The organism is Paraburkholderia sp. CHISQ3 (genome assembly GCF_030464945.1).
Classification (GTDB): Bacteria; Pseudomonadota; Gammaproteobacteria; order Burkholderiales; family Burkholderiaceae; genus Paraburkholderia; species Paraburkholderia megapolitana.
Genome location: NZ_JALPRG010000003.1, coordinates 444,972 through 462,077, shown reverse-complemented (window position 1 = coordinate 462,077; position 17,106 = coordinate 444,972). Strand labels below are relative to the sequence as shown.

Sequence of the window (17,106 nt, the reverse complement as noted above, 5' to 3'; positions counted from 1 at the left end):
CCTGGAGCCCGCATGAGCGCCCCTATCGATACCGCCTCACCTGCATCGCCGCAAGACACCATCGACCGGCTGGCCGGTCTCGCCGCTGGAAGCGCGGTCGCTGCGCTGCGCCATGCGCGCGCCAAGGTCGCGTTACACACGCAACTGAGCGAAGCCGCGCTGTTCGATCCATCGTTGACTGCGCTAACGCTGCACGAGCGGCTGTACGCCGCGTGGTACTCGGCGCATCTCGCGAATGCGCACACGGTTGCGGAAACTTACCGGCAACGCCTCGTCGAGACTGACGCACCTTCGAACGAACTTGCTGCCGTCACAGCCGGCACGCACGGCACACTGTCGCGCCGCCTCGCCGCGATTCTCGATCACGCACGGTTGCTAACACTCGCGCCCGTCACAGCACACGCGAGCGGTTTGCGCACGCTTCAGGAAGCCGGTCTGACGACGCCCGCCATCGTCGCACTATCGCAACTGGTCGCCTTCGTTTCGTATCAATTGCGCGTCGTCGCAGCAACCCGTGCGTTGCAGGCTCGCACCGACAGGGGGGTCGCATGAGCGCGCAAACGCAACCATCGTTCACGTTCGCGACGCTCGGCTGGCGTGCATGGCTCGACACAGTGAAGCTCGACAGCGCGACACCGGAACAGCTCGCCGTACTCGAAGAAAGCCATCCGCAGGCGAAGACCTCCGACTACTACCTGCTGCTCGTCCAGCAACCGGAGATCCTTCGCCAGCGCTCGGGCGTGTTCAACGCGATCATGTACGGCCCCGGTGGCCTGCCGCGCGCCGAGCGCGAACTGGCGAGCACGGTCGTGTCGCGCGTCAACGGTTGTGTGTATTGCGCGTCGGTGCATGCACAACGCTTTAGCCAGCTCGCGAAGCGTACCGATGCAATCGAGCAGGTATTCGACGATCCCGCCACCGCAGGCACATCGCCACGCGAACAAGCAATCGTGCGTTATGCGATCGAGCTCACCGAGCGCCCCGAATCGATCGATGCCGCTTCGATCGCGACACTCGAAGCGGTCGGGCTGACACACGAGGAAGTGCTCGACCTCACGCATTCGATCGCGATCTTCGCGTGGGCGAACCGGTTGATGCTGACGCTTGGCGAGCCGGTGTTTCCGCTGGAGACTTGAGCGGACAGGATGATATCGGGCGCGTTGGGTTTTACAGAAAACACCCCGCTCAATGCGCCCGCACGAGCAGTTCGAACGTGGCGTCGAGTGCCGCGGTCGATTCGCGACCACGCCCCCAACCGATCGAGCGACGATAGCCGCCCATCAGCGCACGGGTGGCTTGTGCATCGAGCACATCGGATGCCGCCAGCCCTTCGGCCTGCGGCGCGACGAACAGCGCGTCTTCGGGGCAATACAGCTCGCACATGAAGCAGGTCTGGCAGTCGTCCTGTCGCGCAATGCGCGGCACGCCACCCGCCACCGCTTCGAACACATTGGTCGGACACGCGCGCACGCAGATATTGCAGCCCGTGCAGCGTGCTTCGTCGACGATCTCGATCATGCGGCGACTCCTGCGTGCGCGACAGACGGTGGCAGCGCAAGCCGTTCGACCCATACTTCGTCGAGCCCGCCGCTCAGCAACCGGTGATGCTGTTGCGGATCGAGCGCCGCATGTTCCTGGCGTCGATGCATGCCGCGCGTTTCGGTACGCCGTTGCGCGCTGCGATACATCCAGCGCGCGGTCGCGAGCATCGCTGTGGCCTCGCGTGTGCGGACCGCATCGCTTGCGTTCTTTGCCGGGGCCGCGCGACGCACACGCTGCCACAACGCATCGAGCCGCCCCAGCGAATCGTCGAGCAGATCGCCGCGCCGCGCCCAGTTGCGCTCGTAGGGAAACACTTCGGCCTGCACGGCCTGGATCAGGTCGGCGCTATCCACCGGCGTGACGTCGCCGCCATCGTGCAGCCCTACGCCGCCTGCATGCCGCAGCGTACGATGTCGCGCCGCGGGGCCCGCATCGCGCGCGTAACCGGCAGCACCCGCACCTGCCCAAAGTCCCGATGACATCGCCCACGCGGCGTTGTGACTACCCCCTCCCGTGAACCCACCGCAGATCAGCTCGCGCGTCGCCGCATCGCCGGCCGCATACAATCCTTCCACCGAAGTCGCACACGTCTCGTCGACCAGATGCAACCCGCCGGTGCCACGCACCGTCCCTTCGAGCCGCAGCGTCACCGGAAAGCGCTGCGTGAACGGGTCGATACCGAGCCGGTCGAACGGCACGAAGAAATTCGGTTGCGCGGTGCGCATCCACGCGCGAATCTGCGCATCGGCGCGATCGAGACATGCGTACACGGGCTGGGTCTGTAGCGTCTTCGCAATCACTCCGCGGCCGCGTGCCGAGCCCGCGCCTTTGATCGGCGTGCCGTCCTCGTAGTAGAACGTCGCCCACGTATAGAACAACGACTTCGTCACCGACGAAAACGCCGGGCCAAGCCCATAGGCATTCGAAAACTCCATGCCCGAGAGTTGCGCGCCCGCTTCGGCGGCCATCAGTTGGCCGTCACCGGTCAGCACGTTGCAGCCGAGCGCCTTGCTGAGAAACGCGCAGCCGCCGGTCGCAATCACTACCGCCTGGGCACGCGCAATCCATGCATCGCCGGTCTGGCGGTTCACGCCCGCGGCACCGGACACTGCACCGCGTTCGTCGACGAGCAGTTCGAGCGCGGGACTGTGATCGATTATGCGAGCGCCCGCCTCTTTCACACGACGCCGCATCAGGCGCATGTATTCCGGGCCTTGTAGCGATGTGAGACGCGGTTCGCCATCGGCATCGGCGGGAAACGGGTAGCCCCACTCGGCAAGCTGCTGCGAATTGCGCCACGTCTGCTCGAGCACGCGATCCATCCAGGTCTGATCCGCCAGCTCGCCACCGAGTGCGAAACGACTCGCCTTCGCGCGCTCGCGTGCCTCGCCGTCCGGCGGCACGTACCAGACCGCGGTACCGGCGGGCGCCGTAGCACCCGAGGTACCGCAAAACCCCTTGTCCGCCAGCAGCACGGTTGCGCCGCGCGCCGCCGCACCGACCGCCGCCCACGTGCCGGCTGGGCCGCCACCGAGCACCAGCACATCGACATCGTGCGTCGTCGACGTGACGTTCCTGGCGGTATTTGCGTACGCTGTCTGTCCGCTCATGCGGCGCTCCTGTCCTGGTGCGAGGTGAAGGGTTGGTCGCGTGCTACACCGTCGATCAATCGAGTGCCGCGGCAACAGGCTCCGGCGTACCGGTTAGCTCCGCCGACGTATGCGCCAGACTGAAACGCTCGCCCGGCGGCGTGCCGTTCAGATGGAAATTGCCCACTGCGCTTTCGCGCTGGATCGCCGGATTGTGCGACGCGATCACGCGCGCATTGCGCCAGTGACGATCGAGCCGCCGTGCCTCGCTCGTCGCCGACGCGCCGCCCACTTCGAACACCAGCGTCGCCGCTTCGAGCACTTGCTCGATCACGATCTGCTGCGCCTGGTACGCTTCGATATCGAGTGCGATGTAGGTGTCGGTGGTCGCGCGGCCGGCCAGTCGTTCCTGCCACGCTTTTTCGAGCGCGCCCGACACCGAGCCGACCAGACTTTCCGCGGAATACACGAGGCTCGCCAGCCGACCCACCACGCGATGCACGAGCGGGTTGTCGCGCGGGCTCGAACGGCCCGGCACACCAAAGGTCCGCGTGCGGCCACGCACGAATTCAACGCCGTCGCGCAGTACCGCGCGCGCGATACCCGCGAGCGTCGCGAGATGCACGGTCTGATAGAACGCAGTGAGCGACGTATTGCGGCGCGGCTCCGAGCCACGGTAGCGCACGAGAATCTGCTCGTCGCTCACATGAACGTTCTCGAAGCGCGTCGTGCCGCTGGCCGTCAGCCGCTGACCGAAACCGTCCCAATCGTCGATGCGCGTCACGCCCGGCGCGTCGCCGCGCACCAGCACGCGCACGTCGTCATCACCATCGTGCGACGCCACATCGATCCAGTCCGCGTACAGCGTACCGGTGCTGTAGTACTTCTCGCCGTTCAGCGTCCAACCGTCGCCGTTCGCGTTGCGCGCGAGCGTGACCGAGTTGTGCGTCGCGCCGGTGCGCTCGGAAATCGCCGCACCGATCGTTTCGCCCGCAACGATCGACTTGAACCAGCGCTCGCGCAGCGTTTCGTCCTCGCTTTCAAGGCGACCTTCGATAAAGCCGAAATGCACGCGCAGGATTTGCGGCAGGTTCGAATCCGCTTCGCCGAGCCGGGTCAGTAACCGGAAAAACTGCGGCAGCGTCGCACCGAAACCGCCGTAGCGGTGCGGCACGCGCAGCGCGGTGAAGCCCGCTTCCTTGAGCCAGCGCACAGGCTCGTAGGCCAGTTCGCGGCGCTGTTCGCGTTCGATGTTGCCCTCGGCGATACGCGCGAAGACCGGCGCAAAGCGGGCGTCGAGTTCTGCGTCGTTGGGTGCGGCTTGCGGGTCCCTTTCTGTGCCCGGAAACGGGGCGGGGATCGTCGTCATCATGTGCTCCGGTAGGTCTGCAACGAGCCAGAATAGATTTCGCCTACCGTCGCACGCAACCAAGAAAAGCCGATAACGATATGTGTGAATGTGCGCGACGGCCGGCATGCGGAGCCCAGCGCCGTCGCGCGATGATGTCCCTCTAGGCGCGACCTCCACCCGACTTGAACGTGCGGATGGTTTCGATATGCGCACCGTGGGTACGGTTCGCATCGAACACGCGTGCGTCGCCGTCGTGGCCGACATCGAGTGCAATACCGAAGAGCCCTTCGCCGCGCGTATCGAGCTGGCGCCGCAGCGCGCTGTCCGACGACGCGCTCGCGGCCGCCTCGAACAGCACGAGCGCAGTCGCGCCGACACGGAACGTCGTGGCCCGTGCGCCAAAGCCCGCCAGTGGGGCGGATAACACGGGGGTGTCGATACCAAGCAGCGCGGCGTAGCGCCGCGTGCTCACATCGAGATCGCGCACCGCGACCGCGAGACTCGCGATACCGCGTACGCCATTCGCGTGATGCCGTACCTCGCCTTCCGGCACGCGCAACCGGCGCGGCGTGATATCGCCGCACAGGAACGGCAGATCGGCGGTAGAGGGCCGGCCGGTCTGCCATGCAAGCCGCTCGCCATCGGGCCGCATGCGGCCGCCGTCCTGCGGGCCGTCGTAGGACAGTCCGCGCACGCGCGCCCCTTCGATTGCCGCGGCGACGCTGCCAGGCCCAGGCAAGAGCGCGAAATCGACGAAGCCGTCGCCGTGCTGTTCGCCGATCGTCCACCAGCGCCGTTGCGGCGCGGGCCGCAGGAAGGCGATCAGTTCGATATAGCTGCCGTCCGCGAAACCGATCAGCGCGTTGTGCGTGACGCCGTCGGCGTGCGTACCCCCGCGCTGTACGGTGAAGCCGAGTGCGCCCAGATCGTCGACGGTTGCGTCGAGGTCGCGAACGCGAATCACCAGATGGTCCACCGTTAATGCAGATTGCGTCATCCTGCGGGCTCCGTTTAATTCAACGCGACAGCAGCGGCTGCGCCGACCGGCGTGCCCTGCAATGCGACCGAACGCGATCCGTCCGGACCGACCGGCACGTCGCCGACCAGCGTCGTGCGGTACAGCTGGCGATCGAACTCGAGGTCGAAGATATCGGTCGGCGCCAGATGCGCCGTGGTGCGGTTGTCCCAGAACGCGACGCTACCCGCTTCCCATTTGAAGCGCACCGTAAATTCAGGGCGCGTGACGTGTTCCCACAGCAGTTCGAGCAACGCCTGGTTTTCGCGCGGCGTAAGGCCGACGATCTGCTTCAGAAAACCCGGGCTCACGTATAGCGCACGCTCGCCGGTTTCGGGGTGCACGCGCACGAGCGGATGCTCGGTGACGAGTGTGTTCTGTTCGACCGCGGCATTGAACGCGTCCGTGCCTTGCGCACCGCTGGGCGGCGCGAAGCGATGCACGCCGCGCAACCCGTCCACAAACGCGCGCAACGGCGCCGACAGCTTGCTGTAAGCAGCGACGAGGTTGGTCCATTGCGTATCGCCGCCATACGGCGGAATCGTCACGCCGCGCAGGATCGACGCATATGGTGGGTTGATCGCGGCGGTGACGTCGGTATGCCAGCCTGTCCACGGACGCTGCAGCGCCGGACCTTCGAAACGCGTCGCCTTGCGGAACTTCGAGATCGAGTAAATGGCCGGATGTCCTTCGACGTGCCCGAACACCGGGTGGCCCACCGTCAGCTCGCCGAATTGCGCGGAGAACGCAACGTGCTGCTCGTGAGTCAGAAACTGCTCGCGAAAGAACACGACGCGCCACGCGAGCAGTGCAGCGCGGATCTCCGCGATCTGCTGCGGGGACAGCGGTTTCGTCAGGTCGACGCCGTGAATTTCCGCGCCGATATGCGCGGACAGTGGCGAGACCTCGATCGACTGCGATTGCAAGGTAGATTCAGATGCGGAAGACGGCGGAGAGACCACGGCGTTCATCGGATGCTCCTGAAGAATGGGGTGTTTCACGCGTACGGCGGGTGTTGCATCATGCGTGGCACCGAACGCACCGGTCAACGTCCGGCTTCGAGTTTTTTCTGCTATCGATTCCGCGCCGACGCATGACGTTACGCCGCGAAAAAGCGGTTCGCCGGTCGCGGCAGCCCGAGATGTTCGCGCAACGTCGAGCCTTCATACTCGCGACGGAAAATGCCGCGCCGCTGTAGTTCGGGCACCACCTGATCGACGAAATCGTCGAGACCGCCAGGCAGGAACGGAAACATCACATTGAAGCCATCCGAGCCCTCTTCCACCAGCCACTGCTCCATCTGATCCGCAATCGATACCGGCGTACCGATCATCTCCAGCCCCGAATAACCGCCGATCCGTTGCGCGAGCTGGCGCACCGTCAGTCCTTCTTCGCGTGCCCAGTCGACCACGCGCTGGCGCGCACTGCGGCTCGCGTTGCTCTCTGGAATCTCAGGCAACGGACCGTCCGGGTCGAGATGCGATACGTCGTGACCGAGCGCGATCGACAGCGACGCAATGCCGCTGTCGTAGTGCACATAGCGGTCGAGCTCGGCGCGCTTGTGCTGTGCTTCGTCGAGCGACGAACCGACCACCACGAACGCGCCCGGCAGGATCTTCAGATGGTCGCGCGCACGGCCGAGTGGTTCGAGGCGCGCCTTCACATCGGCATAGAAGCGCTTGCCCTCGGCGAGATTCGGTTGCGCGGTGAAAACTGCGTCGGCGGTTTCGGCGGCCAGTTGCCTCCCTGCCTCCGACGACCCCGCCTGCACGACGACCGGCCAGCCCTGCACCGGCCGCGCAATGTTCAGCGGGCCGCGCACCGACAGATGCTCGCCCTTGTGATCGAGCACGTGCAGTTTCTCCGGCTCGAAATAGACACCGCGCTCGACGTCGCGCACAAAAGCATTGTCGGCCCAACTGTCCCACAGGCCGGTCACGACGTCGTAGAACTCGCGCGCCCGGTGGTAGCGCTCACCGTGCTCGACGTGTTCGTCGAGACCGAAGTTACGCGCGGCCTCCGGGTTCGACGTCGTCACGAGATTCCAGCCGGCACGGCCGCCACTCAGATGATCGAGCGACGCGAAACGCCGCGCCACGTGATACGGCTCGTCGAACGTCGTTGACGACGTCGCGATCAGGCCGAGGCGCTCGGTGACTGCGGCGAGCGCGGACAGCAGCGTCATCGGCTCGAACGACGTAACCGTATGACTGCGCTTTAACGTATCGATCGGCATGTTGAGCACCGCGAGGTGATCGGCCATGAAGAACGCGTCGAAGCGCGCGGCTTCGAGCCGCTGCGCGAAACGTTTGATCAGCGCGAAGTTGAAGTTCGCATCGGGCGCGGCGCCCGGAAAGCGCCATGCGCCGGTATGAAGACTGACGGGGCGCATGAACGCGCCGAGATGCAATTGACGGGAGCGGGTCATGATGTGGGATCACGATGTTGGACAAGTTCGATTCGGCGATCAAACGGAACGCTCACCATACGCCAGACGCAAAAAACTGGCAGGACCCGCATGGCAGAAGGGTTTTTACACGACGCAGCCAAGGCATGCCGCCGTCCGCCATGACAGAACCGCGTGCAAATGCCGTACACCGATAAGGTTGTGCGAATCCGTTATTGGAGTACACGACGGCACGTTTCTATACTCGGGCTTCGGTCAGCACTCGCCAGTGAAGAGTGCCAATTCATCGATACAGGAAAGCAGATGAGCCTACGTCCGTTACACGATCGCGTGATCGTCAAGCGCCTCGATCAGGAAACCAAAACCGCGTCGGGCATCGTGATTCCCGACAGCGCCGCAGAAAAACCCGACCAGGGCGAAGTCCTCGCAGTCGGCCCGGGCAAGCGCGACAACGACGGCAAACGCATCGAGCCCGATCTGAAAGTCGGCGAGCGCGTGCTGTTCGGCAAGTACGCGGGCCAGGCCGTCAAGGTCGACGGCAACGAACTGCTGGTGCTGCGCGAAGACGACATCGTTGCCGTCGTGAACGCGCGCTGATCGCTTCGCCTCATACACAAAGGAATCGGAACATGGCAGCCAAGGAAATCGTTTTCAGCGACAACGCGCGCACCAAGCTCGTCGAAGGTGTGAATCTGCTCGCGAATGCAGTGAAAGTCACGCTCGGGCCGAAGGGTCGCAACGTCGTGATCGAACGCAGCTTCGGTGCGCCGGTCGTGACGAAGGACGGTGTATCGGTAGCGAAGGAGATCGAGCTGGCGGACCGCCTGCAGAACATCGGCGCGCAACTGGTGAAGGAAGTTGCGTCGAAGACCAGCGACACCGCCGGCGACGGCACGACGACGGCAACGGTGCTCGCGCAGGCGATCGTCCGTGAAGGCCAGAAGTACGTCGCGGCCGGGCTGAATCCACTCGATCTGAAGCGCGGCATCGACAAGGCCGTCGCCGCGGGCATCGAAGAGCTGAAGAAGATCAGCAAGCCGACCACCACCAGCAAGGAAATCGCCCAGGTCGCGACGATCTCGGCGAACGGCGAGGAATCGATCGGCCAGCGCATCGCCGAAGCGATCGACCGCGTCGGCAAGGAAGGCGTGATCACCGTCGAAGACGGCAAGACGCTCGCCGACGAACTCGATGTGGTCGAAGGGTTGCAGTTCGATCGCGGCTACCTGTCGCCGTATTTCATCAACAACCAGGACCGCCAGGTCGCGGTGCTCGACACACCGTACATCCTGCTGCACGACAAGAAGATTTCGAACATCCGCGACCTGCTGCCGGTGCTCGAACAGGTCGCGAAAGCGGGACGGCCGCTCCTGATCATCGCGGAAGACGTCGAAGGCGAAGCGCTCGCAACGCTCGTCGTGAACAATATTCGCGGCATCCTGAAGACGGTCGCCGTGAAAGCACCGGGTTTCGGCGACCGTCGTAAAGCGCTGCTCGAAGACATCGCGATCCTGACCGGCGGCCAGGTGATCGCCGAAGAAACCGGCCTCACGCTCGAAAAGGCGACGCTGGCCGAACTGGGTCAGGCGAAGCGCATCGAAGTCGCCAAGGAAAACACGATCGTGATCGACGGTGCCGGCGACAAAGCGAGCATCGAAGCGCGCGTGAAGCAGATCCGCGTGCAGATCAACGAAGCGACCTCCGACTACGACCGCGAGAAACTGCAGGAACGTGTCGCGAAACTGGCCGGCGGTGTCGCTGTGATCAAGGTGGGCGGCGCCACCGAAATCGAAGTGAAAGAAAAGAAGGATCGCGTCGACGATGCGTTGCATGCGACACGTGCGGCTGTCGAGGAAGGCATCGTGGCGGGCGGCGGTGTTGCCTTGATTCGCGTCAAGCAGGCAATCGCGGGGTTGACTGGCGCGAACCGGGACCAGGATGCGGGTATCAACATCGTGCGTCGTGCGCTCGAAGAACCGCTGCGGCAGATCGTCACGAATGCGGGCGAGGAAGCGAGCGTCGTCGTCGCGAAGGTCGCGGAAGGCAGCGGTAATTTCGGCTACAACGCGGCAACCGGCGAGTACGGCGATCTGGTGGAATCGGGTGTGCTCGATCCGACCAAGGTCACGCGCACGGCGTTGCAAAACGCGGCATCGATTGCGAGCCTGTTGCTGACAACCGATGCCACTGTGTATGAGGCGCCGAAAGATAGCGCGGCTGCGGCGGCGCCGGGTGGTCCTGGTGCGGGGGGTCCGGGCTTCGACTACTAGACTGAAGCAAAGAACCGGGCTAGTGCCGTCGCTCTGGTGCTAGCCCGGTCAACGTCGCTTTCATGAACTGCCGAAAGTCCTCGTGAACGAATCGTGAAATGAACCAGCCGTCGGGCAACCCCTTCGGACTGAACGAATATTCCCAACGAATGTGCGTGCCGCGGTCGCTTCCTGAGAAACGAAACTCCGAAAGCGCGTATGTGATGTATCGACCGGTGTCGTTCGTGATATTCCACACCTCAAACTGGAAACGCTGTGGCAACTGATCGACTGTAATTTCCTCGAGGGCGCTACTACCGTCAGCGAAAACGACCCGTCGACGGTCGCCAACGCTTTTCCACGTGCCGATCAGCGCATCGCTGTACACCGCTCCAGGCTCCGGCGAGGATGAAGAACGAAGAGAAGGAAGGGGAAAAAGAGACGAAGTACCCATCATGAACACGGATATTCTCGAGGCACCGTTCTCCGCAAACCATCTGGAGAATTGGTCAAACGGGACGGGAAGATCGAAGTCGACGATCACGGTCTCGTAAGACTTGCCCGACCCAACAAGTGGGCGCGAAGCTTCCCGCTGTGCCTGATCACGTTGTGCTGTCGTAAGCGAAGGATTGCTGCCAACTGCGGCTGAACTGCAGCCCGCCAGTCCGATCACGAGACCGGTCAGCGCTGCGATCAAGAAATATCCTGCCAGGTTGCCACTCATTTGAAGGCCGGTCTGGCCGCACTTGATAGACCAACCATGCGTGCGCTGTCGTGCCAAAGGCCGTTCATCACGTCATCCTGGCGCGCAAGCTCCGATGGATCAGGCCACGTGAGCTGGCGTTTGACAAGCGAGGCATACAGGCGTCCAGCGGGCGGCGTTATCCGCCCGAGTGCCAGGTCTGCAAGGTTTTGACCGGCCTGGTCCACGGTTGCAAGACGCGCCATCGGCCGGATCAGACCAACGGTACCCATTGCCACTCGGGCCCAGAGAGGCCACGCCCGAAATAGCGATGTCCCGACGGTAAGACCTGGGTTATAGGCAACAACAGTGAAGCGCTTCGCCTGCGCCTCGTCGGATATAGCTAACCCGCGAGCCATGAGCAGATCGCAGAGCTTCGATGCCGCGTAGGCGCGAAATCCCGCCGAGAATCCCGTCGAACGGCGCTGAGCTTGAGGATAGGCCAGCAACTCCGGATCGAGTTCCTTCGGTGCCATTGGATTCATCTTCGGATCGTGTGTATCGCTGGTGGTAATAACGACTATGGCACCTTGAGCGAGCCTGGGCACGAGCAACTGGAGTAACAGGTAATGCGCCAGATGGTTGACGGCGAACGTGGTCTCAAAGCCATCCTCCGTCCGCTGGTCGATATTCGGAAACTGAGTCCCTGCATTCAGCACCAGCCCGTTGATCGATCTATCCCCAAGCGCCTGAATGACACTCTGAGCAAACTCGCGGACACTGGCGAGGCGGGTGAGGTCTAGCGGTAGCGTCTCGATTGTCGATTGGCTCCCACGACGGGCTCCAAGCACAAGATGCGTGCCCGGGGTCCCGGCGATCTGTCGCGCGGCCACTTTGCCCAGACCCGACGTACCGCCGGTCATCACGATGGTCTTCAATGGTTGCCTTGTAAGTGCGTTGTCCATGCCAGAAAGTATGGGCTGAAGTGACTGAGGCTCGCATGCCGGAATCCGCAAATATTTTGCCCAATCCTCCAAACTCAATTTCTGCTTTGAGATTTAGCGCTAAGATTGCCCTCGCGCTACAGACCACCATGAACTCCGCCCTGGAGGCCTCGCATGTCACCGACCCTGATAGCTGCTCTGAATCAATACATGGACGGCAACGGCGGGGACGACGGCGTTCTCGTCACTCCGATCGAAGGATTGTTTCTGATGCGTTCGACGTGCGAGAGGCTGCCATACCATGTGATGTACAAGCCCGCGCTCTGCATCACTGTGCAGGGGGCGAAACAGGTATTGTTCGGCGACAAACTGTTCGACTACGGCGAGATGCAAGCGCTCGTAGTCAGCATGGAACTACCTGGCATCGGTAGAGTGACGCGCGCGAGCGTGCGCGAGCCCTATCTGGGCATCGTCCTGCAGCTTGATCTCGGCATATTGCGGGAGGTAATCGCACAACTCTCCCCGCCTCCCAAACCGAATGAAAATGCCCGCATGGGCGTCTTCTCGATGAATGTCGACGGGCCACTGGCGGACTGCATTGGCCGGATGATCCAGATGCTTGGGAGACCCCAGGCTGCACCGATCCTGTTCCCTGCGATCATGCGGGAAGTCTCCTATTGGCTGCTGACCGGCGACAGTGCCGATGAAATATGCAAGCTCGTCTCCCCTAACGGCCGCATGCAACGCATTGCCGAAGCGATCGGGCTTCTGCGCAGCGACATCGCCCGTCCTGTCCGCATCGAGCAACTTGCCAGTACGGTTCGGATGAGTCCCTCGTCTTTTTACCAACACTTCAAGCTACTCACGTCCTTGACTCCAATCCAGTATCAAAAGCAGTTGCGTCTGCTCGAGGCACGCCGCCTGATGGTGGAGGACGGAGCCAGCGTAACGGGCTCCGCTTATCGAGTGGGGTATGAGAGCGTTTCCCAGTTCAGTCGCGAGTACGCGCGGATGTTCGGAACTCCGCCAAAACGCGACATCGCCGATTTACAGGCGGCCCTGGCGTAGCAGATGTCGCGGGAACGTGCTGGCGCAACTTGCAACGTACTCAATCCGTTTTCTGAAGCGGTTTCCTAGTGTCCTGGCGCAATGAACGCCGATAGCAAGGCAGCCACTTCGTGTGGTTTCTCGATTGGCGGCAGATGCCCGCAATCAGGAATGACATGCAGTTTCGATTCCGGCACGAGACTCTGAATCTCATGGGACAGATGGACCGGCGTGACCCGGTCTTCCTGGCCAACCACCACGATGGTCGGAATGTCGATCGTTGACAGGACCGGCCGCAAATCGGAGCGGGCAATAACGGCCAGATTTTGCCGTACGTAAGCTTGCGGGCCAACCCGGACACTCATTCCAACCAGTTCGTCGCGCACGTCTTCGGGGGTTGACGGATGCACGAGCGATCTGAGGCTACGCTCGGCCGTACGCTGAAAGTCGTTGCTCATGCCGACGTACAGGTTGGCGAGACGACGATAGACCCCTCGCCCAAAACTGTCAGGCCGTGCGCTGGTGTCGATCAACGCCAGGTGTGTAACGCGTCGGGCGGCGATTCTCATGATCTCCAGCGCCACCATCCCCCCCATCGACAAACCCGCCAGAGCAAAGCGATCCGGAGCCTGGGCTAGAACGCGACGCGCCATGCCCTCAAGCGTTACGTCGCTGAGCGTATCGCCAACCAGACAGTCGATCTTCCCGTCCAGCGCAGCAATTGTTCGACGCCAGACGGCGGCATCGCTGCAGAGGCCCGGTATCATCAAAAGTGTTTCCATTGGATCGGTGCATCCTGAGTCGAAGAATAAGGATGCTGCACCTTCCACCTACTTGAAGGTCAAGCTCATGCGCATCGGGCTACTTGCATCGCAAACCAGGATCAGCGCGACTCGAATTCGCTTTTACGAGGCTCGCGGACTGCTTCCACCGCCCGGGCGGTCGTTGAACGGATATCGAGAATATGACGCGCGGGCGATGGAGATCTTGCTGTTCATCGACCGGGCTCGCCGTCTTGGTTTTTCGCTAGCCGAGGTGGAGTCGCATCTCTCGTCCCCGCACGACGAAGGTCGAAAGGCCAGACTGTTGTCGATCGTCGAATCGAAGCTTCGTGCCCTGGAAGCGCAAGCGGCTCAGATAGAGAATCAAAGAACCGAGCTCACGGCGCTGGCCACGGAGTTACGAACCTACTCACCGGTAGCGTAAGCGGACACGGTCCCAGGCATCTATTACCTAGCGCACCTGTTCAAGATCGGCGATCAGTCCTGGCCCTGTTGGTTGCCATGCCAGTCGTTCCTGCGTAAGCGTGCTGGAAGCGGACATGTCGGCGCCGACGAATGCACTGAGCCAGCCGAAGTGTGCGGGTGCATCCGGGGCGGCAATGCTCGTTACCGGAACATTCAGATTGCGACCGATGACTTCGGCAATCGTCCGCAGTGGTACGCCTTCTTCGGCAACGGCATGGTATCGGATGCCCGTCGCGCGTTTCTCTAACGCCAGAAGGTATAGACGCGCCGCGTCCGAGAGATGCACAGCAGCCCAGCGGTTAAGCCCGTCGTCGACATAGGCGGACACGCCTTTTTCTCCCGCCAGTTTAATCAGGTAGCTGATGAGCCCCAGCTTGACGGGATTGTGGACTTGCGGAAGACGCACGACCGATACCCTGACGCCTTGCTGTGCTAGTGCATCAACGGTCGATTCCGACACCTTGCGGGGATTCGGTTGATCGGGATTGAAGTTGTCTTCAGTCGCGGGCTTGCCGTACGCGGACGTGCCCAGTGCGGCAACAGAGGTAATGATCAACGGGCGGTCCGATCCGTGCAGCGCGGACCCCATTGCCTCGACGGCCTGCCGGTCTGCTTCACAGTTCGCCAGCATCTTCGAAAAGTCGTGATTGAAGGCCGTGTGGATGACACCGTCAGCCGAACTTGCCCCGCGGCGCAGGCTGTCGAGGTCGACAATATCGCCGCGGTGCACTTCCGCTCCAACGGAGGTAAGTGACTGGACACCCGCCTCTGACCGCGTCAGTCCAAGCACCTGATGGCCGGCGTTGATAAGCTCGTGAACAATGGTTGCACCAATAAAACCCGTGGCGCCCGTTACAAAAATACGCATGATGAATTCGCCTTTAAGTAGATTCAGGGCTGCAGTCGCAGTCCAGCGATACCTAATTTAGGCGGTGCTCGCGATACGAACAATGTCGTATAGTCCGTATTTTTGGATCAATCGTCCAGGAACTGTATGGATCCACTCTCAGACTTGTTGTCTTTGCTGAAACCCAGGAGCGTTGTATCGGGCGGCCTTGGAATCAACCGCAACTCGGCGATTCAGTGGCAGCAACATGACGGCATCAAATGCTATGCCGTGGTCTCGGGTCAGTGCTGGTTATCAGTGAATGGCGTTAGCGATCCGGTGCTTCTCACCGCGGGCGACTGCTACTTGTTGCCACCTGGGCCGCCTTTCTGTCTTGCCACCGACCTGTCGATAAAACCTGTCGACTTCAGTCTGCCACTGGTAGCAGAGGGATCGGGTACCAGCGTCTCCAGCAGCGAAGAAGAAGGTTGTTATCTCGTCGGCGGCTATTTTCTGCTCAGCGGTGACCACGCCAAGATGCTGTTGGGCTCACTGCCCCCCATCGTGCATATCCGCAAAGACTCAGACAAAGCGGCGATGCGTTGGTCGCTGGAGCGCATGGCCCAGGAGATACGCGATCCGCAGCCGGGCGGATCTTTGATCGCACAGCAACTCGCCTTCATGATGCTGGTTCAAGCATTGCGCCTGCACCTGAACGACAGGGCGAACGCAGGCGTTGGTTGGCTCTTCGCACTGGCGGATAAACATCTGGGCGCAGCCCTCGCCTGCATGCACGATGACCCAGGGCATCCGTGGACGTTACAGGCGCTGGCCGTGCGCATAGGCATGTCACGCTCGACCTTTGCAATGCGCTTCAAGGAGACGGTTGGATCATCCCCGATGGAGTACCTGACGCGTTGGCGAATGCTGTTGGCATGCGATCGGCTGAAAAATTCAGGCGACTCGATTCCCCGTATTGCCACATCGCTGGGCTACGAGTCCGAAAGCGCGTTCGGCAAGGCTTTCAAACGCGTCATAGGCTGTTCACCGAGGCAGCACAGTCGGCAAAGCGTGACCGCCGACACGCCGCCGGATCGGCGTGCCGCATAAAACAGAATGGTGAGTTGAACGCGAATCCTGACTGCCCGGAATGTCACGATAACCATCACCGTCCCGGCGGCGTCCAGATTCGAATATCAGTCGCCTTCAACGTCGCCGGAATCAACCCCGCTGCACGATACGTATCCGCGATTCGCTGCTGTTCTCCAAGCTGATCGCGCTGCACCGGCACGATTGCATAGCTGCGCCGGCTGTTCGCCAGCTCGACGGTCGGCGCGGGCAGATTGCCCCACAGCGGCGCGAGAATCTGCGCCGCTTCCTGTGGATGCGCCTTGACCCACTGCCCCTTCTCCTTCAGTTCATCGAACACCGCACGCAGCACATCAGGATGTCGTTCCGCAAACGAAGTCGTCGCCGTGTAGAAGCGGTTGTATTGCGCGAGCCCATCGGAACCGTCCGCGACCACACGCACATGCGCTTCACGCTGCTGTGCCGCGAGGAACGGGTCCCAGATCACCCACGCATCGACATTGCCGCCGCGAAACGCGGCAAGCGCATCGGGCGCTTCGAGGTATCGGACCTGGATGTCGTTGATCGTCAGCCCCGCCTTCGCGAGCGCGGCCAGCAGCAGGAAATTGCAGCCCGAACCCTTCGATACCGCGACGCGCTTTCCTTTCAGATCGGAAACCGTACGGATTGCCGAATCGGGCGGCACGATGATCGCCTGCGCGGATGGTGCCGATGTTTCCTCGGCGTAATACGTCAGCGGCGCGTTCGCCGCCTGTGTGAACAACGCGAACGCATCGGCGACGTCCGCATGCAGATCGACGCTGCCCGCATTCAGCGATTGCAGCAGCCCCGTCGAAAACTCATGCCAGCTCACGTCGTAGCCCAGCGCGCCAAGTTTCTTCTCAAGTTCGCCGGTGCGTTTGAGCAGAATGAACAGCGTCGACGAACGCTGGTAACTGATCGACACGGTTTCGCGCGCACTCGCTGCGCTGGGTAGGCATAGCGCGCTCGCCAGTACGCCGGTGACAAGCAGCGTAACCGTGGCAGTTAGCAAGCGAGGAAGTCGGGTGAAAAAAGCGCGCATCGGTCGAGTTCCGGTTGACGAAAGAACCGACCACTATATAAAGAATGTCCGATGC

18 protein-coding genes are annotated in these 17,106 nt (G+C 62.3%); 7 read left to right on the top strand and 11 right to left on the bottom strand.

All coding sequences use genetic code 11. The features are described from left to right. Window positions 1-12 precede the first annotated feature (12 nt). Window positions 13-552, top strand: a complete 540-nt coding sequence (locus M0D65_RS09095) for a CMD domain-containing protein (RefSeq protein ID WP_266252360.1) — start codon at window positions 13-15, stop codon at window positions 550-552. Further along, window positions 549-1,136 carry a peroxidase-related enzyme gene (locus M0D65_RS09090; protein ID WP_266252359.1) on the top strand — a complete coding sequence of 196 codons (588 nt, stop codon included), beginning with the start codon at window positions 549-551 and terminating at the stop codon, window positions 1,134-1,136. The genes M0D65_RS09095 and M0D65_RS09090 overlap by 4 nt, the downstream gene beginning before the upstream one ends. A gap of 49 nt (window positions 1,137-1,185) precedes the next feature. On the opposite strand, the gene M0D65_RS09085 is transcribed toward M0D65_RS09090, so the two are convergent. The 6 genes from M0D65_RS09085 to M0D65_RS09060 all read right to left on the bottom strand — a co-directional run bounded on the left by M0D65_RS09085 (window position 1,186) and on the right by M0D65_RS09060 (window position 7,925). Next, window positions 1,186-1,518, bottom strand: coding sequence for a 4Fe-4S binding protein (locus M0D65_RS09085; RefSeq protein ID WP_091006665.1), 333 nt, complete (start codon window positions 1,516-1,518; stop codon window positions 1,186-1,188). Further along, on the bottom strand, window positions 1,515-3,152 hold the full coding sequence (locus M0D65_RS09080; RefSeq protein ID WP_266252358.1) for an FAD-binding protein: 1,638 nt from the start codon (window positions 3,150-3,152) through the stop codon (window positions 1,515-1,517). The genes M0D65_RS09085 and M0D65_RS09080 overlap by 4 nt, the downstream gene beginning before the upstream one ends. Before the next feature lie 55 nt (window positions 3,153-3,207). After that, complete coding sequence (locus M0D65_RS09075; RefSeq protein ID WP_266252517.1) at window positions 3,208-4,500, bottom strand: acyl-CoA dehydrogenase family protein; 1,293 nt, start codon at window positions 4,498-4,500, stop codon at window positions 3,208-3,210. A gap of 142 nt (window positions 4,501-4,642) precedes the next feature. Then, window positions 4,643-5,479 (bottom strand): VOC family protein, encoded by an 837-nt coding sequence (locus M0D65_RS09070; protein WP_266252357.1) that lies wholly within the window; start codon window positions 5,477-5,479, stop codon window positions 4,643-4,645. Between the two features lie 14 nt (window positions 5,480-5,493). Further along, complete coding sequence (locus tag M0D65_RS09065) at window positions 5,494-6,468, bottom strand: TauD/TfdA family dioxygenase (RefSeq protein ID WP_266252356.1); 975 nt, start codon at window positions 6,466-6,468, stop codon at window positions 5,494-5,496. Window positions 6,469-6,596: 128 nt separating this feature from the next. Next, entirely contained in the window at window positions 6,597-7,925 is a 1,329-nt protein-coding gene (locus M0D65_RS09060; RefSeq protein ID WP_266252355.1) for an LLM class flavin-dependent oxidoreductase, read from the bottom strand. Window positions 7,926-8,207: 282 nt separating this feature from the next. Here M0D65_RS09060 and M0D65_RS09055 point away from each other — a divergent pair, with 282 nt between their 5' ends. Together M0D65_RS09055 and groL are read left to right on the top strand one after the other, a co-directional pair. Then, window positions 8,208-8,501 carry a co-chaperone GroES gene (locus M0D65_RS09055; protein WP_091006676.1) on the top strand — a complete coding sequence of 98 codons (294 nt, stop codon included), beginning with the start codon at window positions 8,208-8,210 and terminating at the stop codon, window positions 8,499-8,501. A 32-nt stretch (window positions 8,502-8,533) separates the two neighbouring features. Beyond that, on the top strand, window positions 8,534-10,174 hold the full coding sequence (gene groL, locus M0D65_RS09050; protein WP_266252354.1) for a chaperonin GroEL: 1,641 nt from the start codon (window positions 8,534-8,536) through the stop codon (window positions 10,172-10,174). Between the two features lie 19 nt (window positions 10,175-10,193). On the opposite strand, the gene M0D65_RS09045 is transcribed toward groL, so the two are convergent. Together M0D65_RS09045 and M0D65_RS09040 are read right to left on the bottom strand one after the other, a co-directional pair. Beyond that, window positions 10,194-10,877: a hypothetical protein gene (locus M0D65_RS09045; RefSeq protein ID WP_266252353.1), complete on the bottom strand. Its 684-nt coding sequence runs from the start codon at window positions 10,875-10,877 to the stop codon at window positions 10,194-10,196. Next, on the bottom strand, window positions 10,874-11,773 hold the full coding sequence (locus M0D65_RS09040) for an SDR family NAD(P)-dependent oxidoreductase (RefSeq protein ID WP_266252352.1): 900 nt from the start codon (window positions 11,771-11,773) through the stop codon (window positions 10,874-10,876). The genes M0D65_RS09045 and M0D65_RS09040 overlap by 4 nt, the downstream gene beginning before the upstream one ends. A gap of 180 nt (window positions 11,774-11,953) precedes the next feature. On the opposite strand from M0D65_RS09040, the gene M0D65_RS09035 reads away from it, so the two are divergent. Then, complete coding sequence (locus tag M0D65_RS09035; RefSeq protein ID WP_266252351.1) at window positions 11,954-12,847, top strand: AraC family transcriptional regulator; 894 nt, start codon at window positions 11,954-11,956, stop codon at window positions 12,845-12,847. Between the two features lie 65 nt (window positions 12,848-12,912). Here M0D65_RS09035 and M0D65_RS09030 read toward each other — a convergent pair whose 3' ends face one another. Continuing rightward, complete coding sequence (locus M0D65_RS09030) at window positions 12,913-13,608, bottom strand: alpha/beta fold hydrolase (RefSeq protein ID WP_266252350.1); 696 nt, start codon at window positions 13,606-13,608, stop codon at window positions 12,913-12,915. Between the two features lie 67 nt (window positions 13,609-13,675). On the opposite strand from M0D65_RS09030, the gene M0D65_RS33095 reads away from it, so the two are divergent. Continuing rightward, the gene (locus tag M0D65_RS33095) at window positions 13,676-14,032 is read left to right on the top strand and encodes a MerR family transcriptional regulator (RefSeq protein ID WP_367619326.1); all 357 of its coding nucleotides are present in this window, start codon (window positions 13,676-13,678) and stop codon (window positions 14,030-14,032) included. A gap of 27 nt (window positions 14,033-14,059) precedes the next feature. Here M0D65_RS33095 and M0D65_RS09025 read toward each other — a convergent pair whose 3' ends face one another. Then, window positions 14,060-14,941 (bottom strand): SDR family oxidoreductase, encoded by an 882-nt coding sequence (locus M0D65_RS09025; protein WP_266252349.1) that lies wholly within the window; start codon window positions 14,939-14,941, stop codon window positions 14,060-14,062. Window positions 14,942-15,067: 126 nt separating this feature from the next. Between M0D65_RS09025 and M0D65_RS09020 the strand changes: the two genes are divergently transcribed. Next, a complete protein-coding gene (locus M0D65_RS09020; RefSeq protein ID WP_266252348.1) occupies window positions 15,068-16,009 on the top strand; it encodes an AraC family transcriptional regulator in 942 nt (313 codons plus the stop codon). A gap of 55 nt (window positions 16,010-16,064) precedes the next feature. On the opposite strand, the gene M0D65_RS09015 is transcribed toward M0D65_RS09020, so the two are convergent. After that, entirely contained in the window at window positions 16,065-17,021 is a 957-nt protein-coding gene (locus M0D65_RS09015) for an aliphatic sulfonate ABC transporter substrate-binding protein (RefSeq protein WP_266252347.1), read from the bottom strand. Window positions 17,022-17,106 lie beyond the last annotated feature (85 nt).